A 19454-nucleotide genomic window follows, 5' to 3' on the forward strand; every position below is an offset into this window, starting at 1 on the left:
TTACATTTCACCTTTTAAATATTCCGACAAGTCATAATCTGTTTCTTGTAACTTTACGGCACTTTCTATAACAAAGTTTATACAAATATTACACAAGTCTTCTGAAATATTTACTCTTTCGGATAGAGACTCTTCACTTTCTATATCATCTTCCCCTATGAATCTGATGATATGAGGAGTAACGGCTTTGAATAGGGCATACTTTTTGAAATCAATGCCCAATGCTGTGATTTTTGCCACATCCCTCAATTCATTTGTCGTTTCGGAAATTTCCTTGAACCACACCATGTTGTTATTGGCATTTTTCAAAGAGGCATTCTTAACAAAGTCTTTGTATTTGTTACCTTGTTTTTTGCCGATTTCCAAAATGCTGTGATACCAATGCACTTTAGTTCCTTCATAATCCTCCAACAAATTGTCAAAAGCTATGCGTGTTTGTACCATTGAATCATACAGTTTGCCATTATTCATATTTGTAACAGCAGTAGACAGAGGGCTTCTTACTGATTCATATGAAACCAAGTCAACTAATGAGATGGTGTCGAAATCTATGCCAAATTGGATCTTGACATTCTCTTGCAAGAATGTTCCTACGTTGATACGGCATTCCACCACATCGTCATGCGAAGGAAACGAACCCTGATGCTTCAAGCTGACCCTTCTTTGCTTCATGGTGTTCATTGCATCACGCATAGTCAAAGACTCAATCTCTGTCCAATATTGCATAAAAGACCACTTGGTATAGTCTTTCTTGCCTAAATTTTCAGCAACCAGAAGAAGAAACATTTCTATACAGTCATGGAACTGCATAAGAGCAAAGCCTGCAATGACTTCTGGCAACTTTGATTGCTCAACCCCTTGTTGATAGAGATACTTTATGTAAGTGAGCCTCTTGGTTATGATAGTCTTATCTAATGCCATATATCCTACTTTTATGAGATTAAGCGTATCTTACCAGTAAGTAACTGTTGCATCATGCCTTGCTTTATTGCCTCGTATTTAGCTTTCTTTGTTTCGAGAGCGGTGATTTCGTTATCCATCTTGTTGAGGATGGTAGCAATGGCACGTTGTTCAGCCAAAGATTGTGGGGCAAAAAGCACAACATTTGCTACTTTCTCTTTATTCAAGTTCTTTACACTACTTCCAGCTGCCATAGCTATATATTGTTCAAATATAGCATTAGAACTTAAAATGTAATAGAGAAAGTCCATGTCATAAGTGTTGGGATAATCTTTTATGACCAGCCATCCATCATGTATGCACCCATCAATGTCGAGAATATATGGTCTGCCAAAACTCATGGAGTTTGACAGAATGAAATCTCCCTTGTATACTTGTCGTGAGTGAGATACACCCTCTGGGATTATTTTCTCTGCTGTATGTCTTATAAACTTGTCATTTGGGCGAACATCGCCGATTTTAATCCAATTAATACCATTCCGACTTGTTGTAAGATATGCTTCTATAGGTCTTGGCGAACCTCCACGTTGAATGGTAGCGTTTTCTCCCAACTTTCTTTTTACCCACGGCTCACTAAACCCTTTGAGGCGAGTCTTCCCAGTAAGAAGTTGCTGCATTGCACCTTGCTTGATGTTCTTCTTTTTCTCAATTAGTTTATCAAGAGAAGAAATCAAATTGTCAATACTTGTAAGGGCAGAGGCTATGCGATGTTGCTCGTGAAGAGAAGGTAATGGCAAAACAAAACTTTCTACAACTTTTCTATCAAGTCTTGGCACACTTGCGGTTCTTACAAACTTCTTGATTTCAAATTGCCGATGTGTCAACTCGTAGTATAAGAAAACCTTATCAAGTGTATTGCTTTTCTCGAAATAGGCGCAATCATCAGCAGCCCAAAATCTTTCCTTACTTAAACCTATTTGTCCAGCGGAACCACCCACAATGACAAACGGGGTGTTGGCATCCACATTGTAGTTATCAAAATAGCCCATAGGGTAATTGGTGTTTTGATAGACAGGATACCTTCCTTCGTCTGTTAATTGCTCTTTCGTTACACGTACTCCTCGTCTTACATTACACACCTTTCCGATAGGTATAACCTCCCAATCCTTAGGAATCTCTCCTATCTCCGTATTTTTGAATTTCGTTTCTTTCATACCTCTCAATCTTTATTTTGGGTATTTTCAAGCACCACCCACACACCTGCATTAACCTTGCCTTCATGCCGAATGATGCCAGCTTTCTGCATTGCCGCCAAATCGCGTTCTACTGTACGCTGTGTCACCGATAAAGTTTCCGACATTTCTTTTCCTGTGATTAACGGATTTTTCTTGATAGAAGACAAGATAAATCGTTGACGTTCAGTAAGGTTCGTTTCCGACATGTTTCCGACATTTGTTTCCGACATGTTTCCGACATTATTAGTGTTATTAGTGCCATTTACACCGACATTACGATAAATGGTAATCAGCGTTCCGCTGACATGATTCTCAATTTTAGGCTCAGGAAGTCCCATATTTTTCAAGCCTTGACGTATCTTGTTGATGCCACGCCCCCATGTCTCGATAAAGCCAGCCTTGTAGAAGACATTGGCTATGTTGCGGTTGCGAGGTTGTGAAGCATGTTCCGCGAACAATTTCTCTTGATCGATGCCTTCGGGCAGTTTGCCATCGTTCCAAAGCATAATACAGTCATCGTACACTTTCATTTGTGTATGTACCCCCATATAGTCACGATGAACAATGGCGTTGCAAATAGCCTCACGCAACACATCCTCGGGTATTTCCAATTGCTCTATACGTGTTATCCCTTCGTAGTGAATGGGGGACAAAAGGTACTTGGAACGCAGCAATTCAATGATGCGGTTTACCATTTGCAGGATATTTCCTTCTACAACGTCCTGTGTGATCAAGTCGCTCTCGTCATTACGGAAACGACCGATACGGAAATCGCAAGACACAAAGAATCTCTTGGGATTCTTGCCAAAGAGCAATAGGGCAGCTTGCTTGAGCTGTCCTTCCTCTGTTATCAAGTTCAGACTTTTCAGTACAGCTTCAGTAGATGAAGTATAGGCATCACCCGAAATACGTCCCACTTCAATGCCTTTGCGCAAGAAGTAGTCAATAGCCTGATGATCAATGTCGTTTAGCGTGGCTCCAGCGACTGGCATATCATCCCATGACCACCCCATCTTTTTCAAGATAAAGTTCTGCAATGCCAGTCCTTTTAGTTCTTGCTTGGTAGAACCACTACGATAGTGGTAAACACCACGGTAAGCCACAGGCATACTGCTTGGCGTTACCACAATCTCTATGTATTCTTTTTCTCCTTCTGTAAGTAGGTTTACATCTTCCACGATGCCAAGGTAGTTGACAATCTTGTTAGGAATGTCTTCCATCTGTTTCTTGGCATCGGGCAGACCTATCACTTGCTTCTCATCATTCACTCCGATAAAAATGCGACCGCCCTGTGCGTTGGCGAAACCGCATATCCATTTCAGATATTCATCTCGCCAAGATTCTTTGTATTCTATATTTTGACTTTCACTAAGCATGTTGTTTCTTCGTTAAAGCGTAAAACCCATTTCGGCAAGGTAGCCGTTTACCTCACTCTCATATTCACTCACCTCTTTTGTCAACTCAGGTAGGGTGTTTTCGTACCGTTCCACAAGTGAAGCAACTTCTGTACCAATGCGATGAGTGACTGACTGCATCAATGCCATGCAACCGCCAATGACCGTGGCGAGCCACTTGCGTTCAACAACAAGTGTTCTAATTTCATCCTCAGTGAGAGAGGCGTATTTCTCTACCACCTTATTCGTCAGTGTTGTCGTCAGTTCCTTGGTTTGAGCTTTCAGAGAAGTCAATTCGTCATTTTTGTCAAGATACTCCTTAAACACAACAAGTGTGTCAGAAAGAAGAGGACGATAATTTTCAATTTCACCAATTCTTCTATTGATATCCGCTTTGTTGAATTTTTCCCATCCAGCAAAAACGTCTTGATGCTCTGCAATAAAGGAGTTTCTTGCAAGTTTTGCATTTTTGTTGTTGTTTGGCATTTCTGCCAAAGCTAACAAAATTTCTTTTTCCCCTTTTATCGGTTTCTTGCAAGTTGCAGATTTGTATGCTGCTCTTAGTTCATTAACTTTGTCATAGCCATTGAAATCGTCCTCATGCTCCTCTGTCAATTCTTGTATCAAAGACTCTGTTTCTTCTTGTTTTGCTTTTAGGATATCAATATGATGTTTCTCGTCTGAAAAATATTCATCGAGTATAATATTTACAGGAAGAAGGTCGCATACTATCTCATCATACATGCAAGGTATCTCTTTTGTCTTAGACTTATTGCTTTCAGTATCGCTGCCATCATCCTTCTTGTTCTTCTTTTCCTTGACTTCCTTTACCTTGATGGCTTTCACTTCTGGATAAGTCCACCCGTCGTTGGAAATCATATAACAGTCATCTTGCATGGTATCTGCCCAGTAGTTTAGCAGGACATCATAGGTATCATAAGCATCTACGAGTCCACTATGCTCCATAGTTTTCGCTAATAGACTTTCAGACCAGTCGGCAATCAATTCTTTTGGATGGACACCTTGATTGATAGCCATCATCTTTGGTTCGACATCTTCTTTCCATCCATTTAATACTTTGGCAAAAGCTTCTCCTTGTGCTTTATAGGATGAATCGTTGTCTATGACATCGTTAACTTCTTCTTTTTTAGGCTTTAAGGAATAGTATCCATTGTTGGCATCACAGAAAAGTTTATCCTTCAAAGTTGGGCAAGCCTTCCAAAAGATTTCCATGTTTTCAACATCGGTAGCTGGAAGCCCACCATGCAGATGAGCTTCTATGTCGTGCTGAATCTCAGTGTCTATAGGTTGGATGTAACGAGAAATATTCAAATTGTAGTCATTCTTCTCGATCTCACTCCATTCTACCAATCGGCAATAATGTGGTATGGTTTGCTGAGCATCCCAAGCATCTACGATGTGTTTGATGTCCTGTTCACGAAGGCGGTTCTTCGCACCATCTTTCGTAAAGCCGTCTTTGGCATCAATGACAAAGATGCCCTTACGGCTATCCTTGTTTTTCTTGTCTATGATGATGATGGAAGCAGGAATACCTGTACCAAAGAAAATATTTGGAGGTAAACCGATTATACCCTTGATGTAATGTTTTTCGATTATATCCTTACGGATATCATATTCGGCATTTCCACGAAATAGTACACCATGAGGCAAGATGCAAGCGCCACGTCCAACATCAGCTTTCATGGAACTGATGAGGTGCAGTAAAAAAGCATAGTCTCCACATTTTGCTGGTGGTAACAGGTTGGCTGTCCAACGATTATATTGGTCGGGAAGCATGTCTGAGGCAAGCCAGTTCTTCTGTGAAAAAGGAGGGTTTGCCACACAAACATCAAAGGTGCTCAACATACCATATTGAGTGAACTGAGGATTGCCCAAAGTATCTCCCACCTTTATCTCTGCATTGCTGACTCCATGGAGAAGCATATTGAGTTTTGCCAATGCAGCCGTGCTACTATCCTTTTCCTGTCCACAGATAGACACACGAGGGTTGCTTGCTTCTGCCAAAGCACGAAGCAAGAGAGAGCCAGAACCGCATGTAGGGTCGTAAATGGTTTGCTCGGCACGGTCAAGTTCGTTGATTCGTAGCACCTTCGCCATGACACGACTCACCTCGGCAGGAGTATAGAACTGTCCTTTACTCTTACCACTTTCAGCAGCAAAGTTCTTCATTAAGTACTCGTAAGCATCGCCCAACAAATCATCGTCAGCTGCACGGTTACGTGAGAAATCAAGTGCGTCGTTTTCAAAAACAGCAATCAATCGAGATAGGGTATCAACCATAGTCTTGCCGCTGCCCAACTTGTCTGGGTCGTTGAAGTTTGGAAGGGCAAGGTCGCCTATCTGCCGAGCGTTCATTTCCTTGATAGCCTCCAGCTTTTGGTTGATAAGCTCTCCAATTTGGGCGTTTTGTTTGAGAGCTACAAAATCTTTGAAATAGCACCCTTCTGGAACTTTCAGACGGAAGCCAGGTTGTCCAGCTTTGTCTGATAGATATTTGATGAAGAGAACGATGAGAACGTAGTCTTTATATTGACTGGCATCCATAGAGCCACGCAAAGCATTGCATGACTCCCAAAGTGCACTGTATAATTGTGATTTTTTTATAGCCATATTATTTGTATATTAATTATGAGTTCTGTGAAGCAAGGCGGTAAATTTCATAAATGTCTTGCTCGGTCATTGCAGGGAACAAAGCCTGTAAGTCATCACGCAAGTCCCAACTTGCGTTGCTGTCAGGGTCTTGCCAATTACGCCCAGCATTCTTGTATATGAATTCATCTATTGTCTTGATGATGCGGATAGTCTCATCCTTGTCTTCTGGAGCATGCCATGTGGCACGATTGTTCCATAGAGCTTTGCTACGCTTGTTTGCCAAGTCGGATGGTGCGTCATTGCCATGTTTGATAGCCTTAATATGTTCTATCAAAGCTTCAATCTTTTCTTTTGCCGTGGCATTGCGAGCCTTTAGTTCTTCAAGGAGTGCCTGCAATTTGTCACTGAAAAGTTTATATTCCTCCGCATCACCGCTGTTCCAGTCTGTGTTTACTCGGCGAGCCTTACCTTCGATAGCCTCTGCTGCTCCATTGGCATTACCTCCTGCTTCGAGGATGGCTTTTTCGGTTGCTTCTTCGGTGTCTGTAGAGTCATTTATGAGGTCAAGAAATGAGAAATCTGCCGATGATGGAATGAATGTTTCTGCATCCTCCGCCCTAATGTGTTGGTCAAGAAGTTGACGCATATCGGGGTCAAGCGTCTTTGGGTCAAAGTCATCACCTGATTTTTGCTTGACTTTTCGCTGAACCGTTCCCGCTTCTCGTGAAAGTGAGGCGAAATGGTTTATTTGTTCTGCCGTGAAATCTGTTTTTGAGAAATAGTCCGACATGTTGTTATATGCAGTGACCATATTTCCTGTAATACTATACATGATGTTACGGCGAGCTTGCGCAGGTTCTTCGCCATCATATTCCTTGATATAATATTCAGACAAAACCTCCAAATCGTTCAAACTTTTACTCTCCCAAATAGTTTTTAATCCCTCGTATGCTTCTGTGGCAGCAAGAAGTTTTTCCTTGCATTTATTCACTGCACTATCCAGAAATCCATCTATGTCCACATCATCGAGTCCTTCAAAACCTGAACCATCATTGAACTTGGTGACAACATTTTCTATGCTGTTGAAAAGATTCTTGAAATCAACAATGCGTCCAAATTCTTTGTGAGTCTTGACTATAATGTCGCCATTGTCATCTTTGATGTCCTCGCCAAGTCGGTTGACACGACACACTGCTTGGAACAGCGTATGGTCTTTTATTTCATTATCTATATAGAGAATAGTGGCGCAAGGGGCATCAAAGCCTGTAAGCAACTTGTTGACTACTATTAAAAGTTTCATCTGGGCAGGACGCTTCACGAAAAGCTCTTTTGCCCATTTTTCATACTCATCAGCATTCTTTACTCCAGCTTCTTCAAACGATTTCTTCGCCCAGTCGTACTTGAACTTTGCTTCTGTAGTCTTGTTATTATCGGCAGAGTTGTTGGCTATATCACGGTCCGTAGGGTCGTAACTTGTTACAACTGCACATCTACCTTTCAAATCGCTACTTGAGAAAAACTTATAATAACGATAGGCCTGGAAAATTGAGCCTGCTATGAGCATGGCGTTACACCAATCGTGTTTCAGTAAACCATAATTCAAGTCATCGAGAATGCTGTAACCAATACGTTCTATGCGTTCTTTGGTGGAATAGATACGCTCCATTGTTGCCCAACGTTCTTCCACCATTTGCTTTTGCTCTGGGGTAAGTTCACGCCCTGCTGTAAGTGCAGCAAGCTTTTGGTCAACCTTCTCTTTGCTCGTAAGTTGCTGTTCCACATTACGGTATTCATATTGTAGGTCAAGGATAACCTTGTCCTCAACTGCTTGTTTGTGAAGGTATTTGTGAATATATGGTCCGAATGTGCGTTCTGACATGCTCTTAATGGCATTGTATGGGTCTCCTTTGTCTTTCTTCAGTAAAGGTGTGCCGGTAAAACCTATAAGCATGACTTCCTTTCCCATGATAGCACGCATTGCTTCATGGAGGCGACCGCTCTGGGTTCGATGACATTCATCAACAAATACGAAGATGTTGTCACCTTTTACACTGAAATGATTACCATATTTTTTTGCAATGATAGTTTGCAGTTCATTCAGATACTCATCAAGGCTGACTTTTGTTCCAGACTCATCCTTTTCAGCTTCATCATTATGATTGTGTGCGCCAAACTTGTGAATTAACGAACAGATTAGCCATTCGTCTCCCTTGTTTAATGTATCAAGAAGGTCGCTGCACGATTCTGCATGATGAAGTTTGTTGCCTCCCTTTACAAAAGTGCCAGCAAGCTGTAAGTCAAGTTCCTTTCGATCGGTGATCACAACGACACGAGGATTGGAAAAGTTCTTCTGGATATAGGAAGCCAAAGCTACCATCGTAAGACTCTTTCCTGAGCCTTGCGAGTGCCAAATGACTCCACTTTCTTTTTGAGGCATTCTTTTAGCAGCTGCTTTAATGGCATATATCTGATGAGGGCGTAATACCTTCTTAATGCCACCATCATTCAGTACACCATAATGAAAGAAGAACATAAAGTTCTCCTTGTCGAAAAACAGACGGTATGCTTCTTTCTCTGTAATAGTGTCACCAACTTTATTTGTATCTCTTTTCCATTTACACCAAAAGGGAAGAGGAGTACCTATTGTTCCATAACGAAACTCCACATCATCATTTGAGGCAATGGTGAACTGTGTTGTGGTAAAAAATGATGGTATAAAATCACGTTCGTTGCTAAGATGTTGTTTAATGCCTTCCTCGTAGTTGACCAAACTTCGTTTCAGTTCAATGACTGCAAGTGCTATTCCGTTCACATAAACCACAATGTCGGGACGCTTGTTTTTTCCAAGGAGAGGGTCTATATAACTAACCTCTTCTGCAATCGCAAAGTGATTGTTTTGTGGATGGTCGAAATCGAAAAACATTACATCTTCATGATTCTCCTCTGGTGATGGTTGTGACTTAATACCCATTATCAGTGTATCGTACAAATCTGTATTGCACTGTATGAGACTACTCATATTGGAATCACCAAGGCGAGCCTTATCCTTCAATTTTACCAAAACGTCCTCTATCTGCATTTCTGTACGACCTTGTTCTTTCAGAAAAGAGCGTACTTCGTCATCCAATATCGGTGAGTTGGCTACACCCATATTGTTTACATTAGCACCTTTAGCATACTGCCATTTGCCAAGATAAGTATATCCAAGTTCTTCTTGGAAACGCTTTACGAGAGCATTTTGATACTCTCGTTCTTTTTGTTCTTGATAGTTTGCCATATCTCTTATAGAGGAAATTCGTTTAATTGTTCTTTTATTTTTTGCCATCCTGGAAGGTAAGTTCCGAGAATGTGTCGAAACCTGTCTGTATGGTTTTGCTCAATGAGGTGAGTGAGTTCATGAGCTATCACATATTCAATACAGTTTAATGGTTTCTTTGCCAACTGGAGGTTGAACATGATTTTGCCACTTTCTTTGTGACACTTGCCCCAACTGGATTGCATTTGTTGAATAGTCCAAGTTGTTGCTTTCACCCCAAGAATTTGCTCCCATTTTGCAACAAGCCGTTCTGTTATTGGTGTTAATTGTTCTTTGTACCAAGTCCATAAAACATTGGCTATATTTTCTTTGGAAGTGTGTTCTGACACATATATAATAATGTAGTCCCCTCGTATCTCTACATGATGAGTACAAGTTTTGTCCCTAATAACTTTCAGTCGATAAAGTTCACCTTTGAAGAAATGTGCTTCTCCTGAAATATATTCTCTTTCGTCTTGTATGGTATAGGACATCGTTTCCTTTCGTTTTAAGGTTATCCATACCCATTTTTTGAGGATGAACAGCTTTATTTGTTCATCAGTATATTCGTTAGGGGCAGATACATGAACCCTCCCATTTGGCGGATAAACTGCCAAATGTAAGTTTTTGATGGGTTTGTGCTCAATTTCTATTTCGATACCATTGACTAACATTACTTATTTGTTGTTCTCTTGCGATAATAGATAAGATTTATATTCACGTACTATTAACTCTCTCAAATCCACTTCAAGCAAGTCTGCAATTTTTAGCAGGCTGCCTAAATCTGGCTGTGATGAGTTGGTGCACCACTTTGACACCGTAGAAGGGGTTACTCCCATTTGTTCAGAAAGCCATTTATTTGTACGCTTCTTTTCTACCAGTACAAGTTTTATTCTATTTATATCTTCCATGTTGCCCAAAAATTATAGTGCAAAGATAGTGAATTAAATTCAATTTTTCAAACTATAACGTATTTTGTATGCGTAAATAAGGGGTATATTCAATAAAATCATATTAATATATCCAGCCATAGATTTTAAAGGCAGGATTTTGAATATAAAAAATGAATTTGCCGAGAATATAACAGATACAAGTAAATTAACTCGGCAAAAACTCGGCAAAAACATAAAAGCAAAAATCCTAACTGCTCAATATCAAGCAGTTAGGATTTTCTCAGGTGCGCCTGATAGGACTCGAACCTACACGTCGTAAGACACTAGATCCTAAGTCTAGCGCGTCTACCAATTCCGCCACAGGCGCATTTGCGGGTGCAAAGGTAATAATTTTGTTGCAAATAACAAAATAATATGGCGGATTTTATTCTATAGATTCTATCTTTTTTAGTTTATAGTCCAATATGAGATGGACTGTCATGTATATGACGATGTCGATACCTACTATGTAAGTTATACCAATTACGCCGTTCAGCATGGAGTTCAACAATACATATAATAATTGTAGTATAAGGATTGCTACAAGTGCTCTGTGCTGGCTCATACCTATGCGAAGCAACTTGTGATGGAAATGACGTTTGTCGGCTTGGAACAATGGTTGATGAATGCGCAAGCGTACCAGCACAACACGAACCACATCAAAGCACGGAACAATAAGCAATGTATAGGCAAGTAGCATACTGTCGCTTCTGAATGGTTTGACCCAATCTGAACTCATGGAGAACTTTACCATAAGAAATCCAAGGATGAATCCGAGCGTTAACGAGCCGCAATCGCCCATGAATAGCTTGCGTCGTTTCTCCGCACTTCCCCATATATTAAAGTATAGGTAGGCTGTGAGTACACCCATCAATCCGGCTATCAGCACGCAATATGTCCATATTTGCTCTCTGCTGAAACAAACGAGGAAGCCTGTAAGTGCTATTAGCGATAAGCCGCCAGCCAGGCCGTCGATGCCGTCGATAAGGTTTATGGCATTGTCGATAAACACGATGATAAACACCGTAAGTGGGGCGCCTATCCAGAAAGGCACTTCGTGTATGCCCATAAATCCATATAGATTGTTGATGTAGAGATTGCATATAGGCAGTAACGAAGCAGCTATTATCTGAGCGGCAAACTTTATCGGGGCGCCAAGTCCAATAATGTCATCTACCACACCTACTGTATATATAATAAATAGACTTACAAGGAAAGCTCCAGTCCATAAGCCAATATTGAAGGGTAAATCGTCTGTTACGCACTTAAACACATACAACGACATAAGAAAGGCTATAAACATGCAAGGCAAGAAAGCCAAACCGCCAAGACGTGGTATGGCATTTTTATGAACCTTACGCTCGTTTGGCAAATCGTATAGTTTGCGTTTAAGACAGAAATCAACGATATGTGGGGTGATTATGAAGCCGCTAAGCAAGCTTAACATAAATGAAAGGACGACATACAACCAGTAACAATCCATCTAATTCAGTAGCTTTATATTTATAGTATATATTTTATTAACACTCTTTTTATAATAACTTTCGAAATGTGAAAATATTGTATATCCTCTATATTTTTCTCAATAAAATAAGTATCTTTGCGTTTATAGTAATAAAAATGTCTTGATTTTATAATTTGTTTAAGAACAAAAACTGTAATATGCGATACTACAAAGCAATAATATTATTGCTTGCTCTTACATTTGGTACATCTCAAAGCTATGCGCAATATGCGTGGCAAGAAACGGAACGCGAAAAATCTAAGCTTAATCTCAAGAAAGATGTGGAATACAATGTAGAGATGCAAGCGTCAATGTCAAACAACAAGACCCCATTATGGCTTAACGCTAACAAATATGGACTTAGTTCGCTTGAAAAGAACAATGGTTATATGCGTGCTGCCGTAATACGTCCACTGCAAGCCGACTCGGTGCGCCGTTGGGCTATAGGCTATTGTCTTGACATGGCGGCAGCAATGAACTATACTTCTGATGTCGTAGTTCAACAGGCATATGTTGAGGCTCGTTGGTTGCATGGTGTATTGACGGTTGGAGCTAAGGAGTATCCTATGGAACTAAAGAACCAGAGACTTAGTTCTGGTTCGCAAACACTTGGCATCAATGCCCGTCCTGTGCCTCAAGTGCGACTTGCATTGCCACAATATTGGCAACTGCCAATTGGTGGAGGATGGTTGCATCTTAAGGGACATGTTGCTTATGGCATGATGACCGACGACTCATGGCAACATGAGTTTACTGGCAAGCAATCGAAGTATGCCGACAATCTGCTCTATCATTCAAAGGCTGGCTATCTGAAGATAGGCAACGAGTATTCTAACTTCCCAATCTCAGTAGAACTTGGACTTGAAATGGCATCACAGTTTGGTGGCAAGCCATATCTACCTACTAAGGATGGTATGGTGCAAGTGTCTACAGATAGTGGACTTAAGAGTTTTTGGAATGCATTTGTGCCAGGTGGTCAAGACGCGTCCGATGGAGTATATGGCAATAAGGAAGGCAACGTATTGGGCAGTTGGCTCATGCGTATAAACTACGATCATGAGCTGTGGCGATTCTCTGTATATGCCGACCACTTCTTTGAGGATCATAGTCAGATGTTCTTGCTCGACTATAATGGTTACGGCGAGGGCGAGGAGTGGAACGTATGGAAGAAGCACCGCTACTTTAAGTATGCTTTGCGTGATATGATGCTTGGTGGCGAGTTTCATATGAAGTATGGAACATGGCTTCGCAATATCGTCTTAGAGTATATCTATACTAAATATCAAAGTGGGCCTTACAACCACGACCGCACGCAGAACATAAGCGACCATGTGGCTGGATTGGACGACTACTACAATCATAGTGTATATCCAGGATGGCAGCATTGGGGACAGGTTATGGGCAATCCGCTCTTCCGTTCGCCTATATACAATACCGACGGCATTATCAATGTACGCGACAACCGCTTTTTGGCATTGCATCTTGGTATAAGTGGACAACCTACCGAGCGACTCGATTACCGCTTGCTTGGTACTTATCAGGAAGGGTGGGGAACATACGACATTCCTTTTACACGCAAGCACCATAACATAAGTTTTCTTGTAGAGACTGGTTATCGTTTCAACCACGGATGGAAAGCAAGACTTGGTTATGCCATGGACTTTGGCTCACAGCAAATGTTAGGACATAATGCGGGTGTGCAACTCACGATAAGCAAGTCGGGAGTGTTTTAGGAGTTACGAATTAGGAGTGACGAGTTACGAATTAGGAGTGACGAATTAAGAATTAGGAAGTTATGATTACAAATTATAATAGCAACCGTACAAATAATAAAAGCAGCCTAACAAAGCTGTTTGTTACAACTGTTGTTGCTGCATTGCTGATGTCGCTTGCATCGTGCGAGATAGAAACGAGTGACAATGGCGAGCTCGATGGCTTTTGGCACTTGGAACGAATAGACTCGCTTGAAAATGGCAAGACTGTAGACTGCTCAAATCAACTGATATTTTGGGGAGTGCAATTGCGATTGATAGAAGCAAAGGACATGGGTAATAACTCAATCAATCATCTGTATCTGCGCTTTGAGCAGACATCAGACAGCTTATATATAAATAAGGTGTACGAGAACCACTGGCATGAGGATAATCCTAATGATGAAGTGGGTGGTGATGTGCCAGTAGAAGTGGCAAATGACGAAACACGTCATTATGGTATAAACAACATTCCAGAAGGATTTCTTAAAGAACGTCTTGACGGTAGCAAGATGGTGCTAAAGTCGAAAATGCTAAGATTGACATTCCGCCGGTTTTGACCAGTGGAATGTCAATATATTGTTCATTTTACCAAAGTTTCCACTCAAATATCTTATATAGGTATTTCAAGCTAATCAAAAAACGGTTAGTGTAAAAACCGTATGTTCGGCATGCTTTAACATCCTCGTTTACAAGTACCATACGACTGCGCACATTGTTGGTACTTGCACCACCAGTACGCATTGTCACAAAGTCGAGTGGTATATATTTAGCTTTAATATGATGTTTAAGGAACAGACGCACCATCATATCATAGTCGGATGCAATCTTGTAGTCAAGCGAATAAAGTCCGTATTTGTTAAACACCTCTCTACGAGCATAGAACGACGGATGTGCAGGCATAAAGCCAAAGCGAAGCCACATAGGGTGGAATGGCTTAGATGAATAATAACGCACTACACGATTGGGGAATCCATCTTTTATGAAGTGTATGTCTCCATAGATAGCGTCGAGCGAGGTATGTGCTTTCATTTCTGTAGCCACACGCTCCAGAACATTGTCTGATGTGAAATAGTCGTCGCTGTTAAGTATGCCTACTACATCACCGGTACTATTGCTTATACCTTTGTTCATGGCATCGTATATGCCACGATCCTTTTCGGATATCCAATGCAGACGGCCGCCAAACTGTGGTTCGTATCTACGCACAATTTCCATTGTATTGTCCTTTGAACCACCATCTATAATCCAATAGTCAATGTCTTTGTATGTCTGTGCAAGCACCGACTTTAGAGTGTCCTCTATAGTAGAGCCGCTATTATATGTTGCTGTTATGAGTGATATTGTCATTGATATTCCATCTTTGTATTCATATATATAACGAGAATTTATGAAAATATTGCAAAATACAAAACAAATTTGTATTTTTGCAGAAACATAAAAGGAAGAATTGTGCATGACACAATGCAACCTATAATAACAAACTTATATATATGCAAGCGATAATATTAGCAGCAGGTATGGGGCGCCGACTTGGCGAACTGACCAAAAACAACACTAAATGCATGCTCGAAGTGAACGGTGTGCGACTCATCGATCGCTACTTGAGACAACTTTCGAAGTATTCTCTCGATAGAATAGTAATTGTAGTTGGTTATGAAGGACAAAAACTTATCGACTATATACATGCCAACTATCCAGACATAAACATTGAATTTGTCAACAATCCTATATACGACAAGACCAACAACATATATTCGCTGGCACTTGCCAAGGACTATTTATGCGCAGACGACACCATATTAATGGAGTCGGACTTGATAGTAGAGGATGGCATAATAGACAAATTGCTCAACCATACAGACAAAGACCTTGCACTTGTGGCTAAATATGAGCAGTGGATGGATGGCACTATGGTGAGGATAGACGACAACCGACGCATTCTGCAATTCATACCTAAGGCGGGATTCAGATATGAAGAGGCTGACGACTACTATAAGACGGTGAACATATACAAGTTCAGCCGTGAGTTCTCAAGCAAGCAATACATTCCTTTCCTTGAGGCTTATTGCAAGGTGATGGGCAACAACGAGTATTATGAGCAGGTGCTCAGTGTGCTGACATTGCTGCAAAACACAACACTACGTGCATTGCCTATTGGCAACGAAAAGTGGTATGAAATTGATGATGTGCAGGACCTCGACATAGCCTCAACACTCTTCTCGGAGGACAAAAACAGATTCCAACTCTATCACAAGCGATATGGAGGATTCTGGAGATTCCCCAAGTTGCTCGACTTCTGCTATCTTGTTAACCCATTCTTCCCAACCAAGCGTATGCGCGACGAGATACGCAATAACTTTGATACTTTGCTCGAAAGCTATCCATCGGGCATGGGTGTGAACTCGCTGCTTGCCGGCAAGTATTTCGGAATAAAGCAAGACTATGTTGTAGTGGGCAATGGAGCCGCCGAACTGATAAAGGTGGTTATGGAGGAACATACCAATGGACGTGTAGGAGTGATATTTCCTACGTTTGATGAGTATCCAAACCGTCTGAAACAAGAACAGATTGTGCAGTTTATCCCTACCGACTCTAACTTTGGATATACTGCCGATGATTTGATGGAATATTACAACGACAAGCAATTGTCGCTGTTGATGCTCGTCAATCCAGACAATCCTTCGGGTCATTTCATGCCAAAGGCTGATGTGTTGCGCCTTGCTGCATGGTGTGATAAGAAAGACATAAAACTACTTGTTGACGAGAGTTTTGTTGACTTCACCGAGGAATATGAGAAAAACTCATTGCTACACAACGACATTTTGGCAAGCAACAGGAATTTGATGGTTATGAAGTCGATTTCTAAATCGTATGGTGTACCAGGTCTACGACTCGGTGTATTCGCATCGTCGGATACAGAATTGATACAGAAGATAAAGAAGGAGGTAAGCATATGGAATATCAATTCCTTTGGAGAGTTCTATATGCAGATATACGGCAAATATGAGAACGACTATCGTAAGGCTTGTCGCAAGTTCTGTGAAGTGCGCGAGAAATTCTATGAGGACTTAAAGCAAATCGATTTCTTGATAGTGATACCTTCACAAGCCAATTATTTCCTGTGTGAGGTGACAAACAAATACACATCGGCTGAACTCTGCGAACTGCTTATAGAAAAAGACATTGTCATAAGCAACTGTGGAAAAAAGAAGTATATGGACGGAAGAAACCTCGTAAGAATTGCTGTAAGGGACGAGGCTGACAATGCACGACTCGTAGAAGTGTTGAAGTCGTTGGCTTAAACATCTTTTCTTTGTTTTATACTTTGAAAACTTATACTAAAGTTATATTTACATAAGAATAAGTATGAAGCAAGAACAATGAATGTCAGAACAGTTATAAATAATAATAGGCAAGAATAAAGAAATAGATTTCTCTTTTTCTTGCCTATTATTCTATATCAGTTGTTGAGATATTTATATCCTAAAAAGGTACGCATAATTATTGACATTAGCTTGTATATATCAAGTATTTTGACGAATTTTGTAGGCTAAATAATACAATAATAATATGGTGGTATATATCATTATAGCAGTAGTAGCCGTTGCAATGACGGTAGTAGGCTTTGTGCTTGGCAATAGGGGCAAGGGTAATCAGCAGGACAAAACCGAGCTGATAGACAATTTGCATAAGCAGCTGGATGAGCTTAACAATAAGCTTGCGGAGCGTGAGCAAATCATTTCCGGTCAAAATGCGCAGATAACAACTCTTACCTCTGAAAGAGATGTGCAGAAGGCTCAAGCTGAAAACAATCTTAAGCAGCTTGACACCCAACTGGCTGATTACAAGGCTTCTTACGAAAAGCATATTGCCGAACTTAAATCATCGCAAGAAACCCAAATAGCCGAGCTTAAATCATCGCAAGAAACCCAAATAGCCGAGCTTAAGGCTTCGCACGACAAGCAACTAGCACAGGTTAAGGATGCTGCCGACAAGCAGATAGAGGCTCTTAGGCAGATGAACCGCGAGCAGGTTGACAATCAGCTTAAACTCATTCGTGAGCAGATGCAAACTACATCAGAAGAGGTGTTGAAGCGTCGTCAGGATGAATTGGGCGAGCGCAACCGTGAGCAGGTGTCTAAGATTATTGACCCATTGCAGCAAAGCCTGAAGAATATGCAAGAGGCTTTCGACAAGTCGAAGGAACAACAGAATGAGGCTCTTACTCGTCTTGACGAGACTATAAAGATTAATATGCAGAAGAGTGCTGCCTTGGGCGAGACTGCCGACCGCCTTACACGTGCGCTTACTGGCGAGGTTAAGGTACAAGGCAACTTTGGCGAGCTTAAGCTTAAGCAACTGCTTGAAGACCTTGAGCTAAAGGAGGGCGAACAGTTTGATACGCAAGAGACACTTAAGGACAAGGCAGGAAAGCTGGCAAAGGGTGATGATGGCAAGGGATTGATTCCCGACTTTATCCTTCATTTCCCAAACAACCGCCATGTTGTTGTCGATTCAAAGATGTCGCTTACCGACTACGAACGATATATGAATGCCGAAGACGGTACTCCTGAGAAAACCGAATATCTTAAGTCGCATATAGCCAGCGTGCGTGCTCAGGTTAAGCGTCTTGCCAAGAAAGAGTATACCAAGTATCTGCCAAGCGGATACAACAAACTCAACTTTGCCATTATGTACGTGCCCATAGAGGGTGCGCTCAACCTTGCATTGCTAAACGACAGCACGCTGTGGCGTGAGGCATACGATGAGGGTGTTATGATTCTCGGTCCGCAAACTATGTATATGAATCTTCGTGTATTGGAGATGATGTGGACTCAGGTGCGCCAACTTAGCAATCAGCAGGCTATGATGGATGCTGCCAACACTGTTATCGATCGTGTGCAAGACTTTGGTGTGCGCTTTATGGATGTAGAATCGAGCATGAACGACACTATAAAGAAGATGTCAAAGCTTAAGATTACTACTGCCGACAGTGGTGCAAGCATCATTACCGCAGCACGCAATCTGCTTAAGGCTGGTGCAAAGGAGAATAAGAAGAAAAAATCGCTTGCCGAAATGGACGACCAAGTGTTTATTGAGAATAAGGAATAATAAACGAATAACGACAATTACACGTACTCAAACCATTATAGTCTCCGTGTAATTGTCGTTAATTTTTTTGGGGGTTACTTTACGATGCTTTCGATATACTTGCACACCATATCGATGCCCTTGACGTTGTCGCCTCCCTCTGGTATAATAATGTGTGCAAATCGCTTTGTTGGCTCAATGAATTGCTCGTGCATAGGTTTTAGCACCTTGAGGTAACGGTCTAACACAGTCTGCACATCACGTCCGCGTTCCACAGTGTCGCGTTGTATGTTGCGTATAAGACGTTCGTCAGAGTCGCAGTCAACAAAGATACGTATGTCCATAATGTCGCGCAGCTTCTTGTTGATAAGAGTCATGATGCCTTCAACAATAATTACCGGCTTCGGTTCTACATGTATAGTTTCCGGCAGTCGGTTGCATTTGAGGTACGAGTAGGTAGGCTGCTCTATGGCTCTGCCTTCCCGCAGCTCGTTGATTTGCTTGGTTAATAGTTTCCAGTCGAAAGCGTCAGGATGGTCGAAGTTTATAGCGTGTCTTTCCTCTTCGGTCATTGATGTGGTGTCGTTATAGTAAGAGTCGAGTGGTACAACAGCCACATGATGCGGAGGCAATGCCTCCACAATCTTCTTCACTACAGTAGTTTTGCCAGAGCCAGTGCCTCCGGCAATACCTATAATTGTAACTTTATCGTTTGTCATATATATTGATTGTTTTT

General features: G+C 41.3%; 14 protein-coding genes and 1 tRNA gene. 4 read left to right on the plus strand and 11 right to left on the minus strand.

All coding sequences use genetic code 11. The annotated features are described in order from the left end of the window. The 9 genes from C9991_RS05670 to C9991_RS05710 all read right to left on the minus strand — a co-directional run bounded on the left by C9991_RS05670 (position 1) and on the right by C9991_RS05710 (position 11816). Positions 1–921, minus strand: coding sequence for a hypothetical protein (locus tag C9991_RS05670; protein WP_106811591.1), 921 nt, complete (start codon positions 919–921; stop codon positions 1–3). 11 nt (positions 922–932) lie between these two features. Beyond that, positions 933–2114 (minus strand): restriction endonuclease subunit S, encoded by a 1182-nt coding sequence (locus C9991_RS05675; RefSeq protein WP_106811592.1) that lies wholly within the window; start codon positions 2112–2114, stop codon positions 933–935. Between the two features lie 5 nt (positions 2115–2119). Then, positions 2120–3511: an ATP-binding protein gene (locus tag C9991_RS05680; protein WP_106811593.1), complete on the minus strand. Its 1392-nt coding sequence runs from the start codon at positions 3509–3511 to the stop codon at positions 2120–2122. Positions 3512–3523: 12 nt separating this feature from the next. Further along, positions 3524–6160 (minus strand): type I restriction-modification system subunit M, encoded by a 2637-nt coding sequence (locus tag C9991_RS05685; protein ID WP_232823243.1) that lies wholly within the window; start codon positions 6158–6160, stop codon positions 3524–3526. Positions 6161–6176: 16 nt separating this feature from the next. Further along, the gene (locus C9991_RS05690) at positions 6177–9419 is read right to left on the minus strand and encodes a type I restriction endonuclease subunit R (protein WP_106811594.1); all 3243 of its coding nucleotides are present in this window, start codon (positions 9417–9419) and stop codon (positions 6177–6179) included. A gap of 5 nt (positions 9420–9424) precedes the next feature. Then, positions 9425–10111: a M48 family metallopeptidase gene (locus tag C9991_RS05695; protein ID WP_106811595.1), complete on the minus strand. Its 687-nt coding sequence runs from the start codon at positions 10109–10111 to the stop codon at positions 9425–9427. A 3-nt stretch (positions 10112–10114) separates the two neighbouring features. Beyond that, positions 10115–10348, minus strand: coding sequence for a helix-turn-helix transcriptional regulator (locus C9991_RS05700; protein WP_106811596.1), 234 nt, complete (start codon positions 10346–10348; stop codon positions 10115–10117). A gap of 267 nt (positions 10349–10615) precedes the next feature. Then, positions 10616–10697 (minus strand) — tRNA-Leu (locus C9991_RS05705). A gap of 57 nt (positions 10698–10754) precedes the next feature. Further along, positions 10755–11816 (minus strand): MraY family glycosyltransferase, encoded by a 1062-nt coding sequence (locus tag C9991_RS05710; protein ID WP_232823244.1) that lies wholly within the window; start codon positions 11814–11816, stop codon positions 10755–10757. Positions 11817–12031: 215 nt separating this feature from the next. Between C9991_RS05710 and C9991_RS05715 the strand changes: the two genes are divergently transcribed. Further along, positions 12032–13606 carry a capsule assembly Wzi family protein gene (locus tag C9991_RS05715; RefSeq protein ID WP_106811598.1) on the plus strand — a complete coding sequence of 525 codons (1575 nt, stop codon included), beginning with the start codon at positions 12032–12034 and terminating at the stop codon, positions 13604–13606. A 62-nt stretch (positions 13607–13668) separates the two neighbouring features. Further along, positions 13669–14184, plus strand: coding sequence for a lipocalin-like domain-containing protein (locus C9991_RS05720; protein ID WP_198643753.1), 516 nt, complete (start codon positions 13669–13671; stop codon positions 14182–14184). Between the two features lie 28 nt (positions 14185–14212). Here C9991_RS05720 and C9991_RS05725 read toward each other — a convergent pair whose 3' ends face one another. Next, positions 14213–14974, minus strand: coding sequence for a glycosyltransferase family 2 protein (locus C9991_RS05725; protein WP_106811599.1), 762 nt, complete (start codon positions 14972–14974; stop codon positions 14213–14215). Between the two features lie 143 nt (positions 14975–15117). Here C9991_RS05725 and C9991_RS05730 point away from each other — a divergent pair, with 143 nt between their 5' ends. Together C9991_RS05730 and C9991_RS05735 are read left to right on the plus strand one after the other, a co-directional pair. After that, complete coding sequence (locus C9991_RS05730; RefSeq protein ID WP_106811600.1) at positions 15118–16929, plus strand: aminotransferase class I/II-fold pyridoxal phosphate-dependent enzyme; 1812 nt, start codon at positions 15118–15120, stop codon at positions 16927–16929. 268 nt (positions 16930–17197) lie between these two features. Next, complete coding sequence (locus C9991_RS05735) at positions 17198–18739, plus strand: DNA recombination protein RmuC (protein ID WP_232823245.1); 1542 nt, start codon at positions 17198–17200, stop codon at positions 18737–18739. 74 nt (positions 18740–18813) lie between these two features. Here the strand turns inward: C9991_RS05735 and udk are convergent, their stop codons facing one another. After that, positions 18814–19437, minus strand: a complete 624-nt coding sequence (gene udk / locus C9991_RS05740) for a uridine kinase (RefSeq protein WP_106811601.1) — start codon at positions 19435–19437, stop codon at positions 18814–18816. Positions 19438–19454 lie beyond the last annotated feature (17 nt).

Origin of the sequence: Prevotella merdae (assembly GCF_900290275.1) — a bacterium.
Taxonomy (GTDB): Bacteria; Bacteroidota; Bacteroidia; order Bacteroidales; family Bacteroidaceae; genus Prevotella; species Prevotella merdae.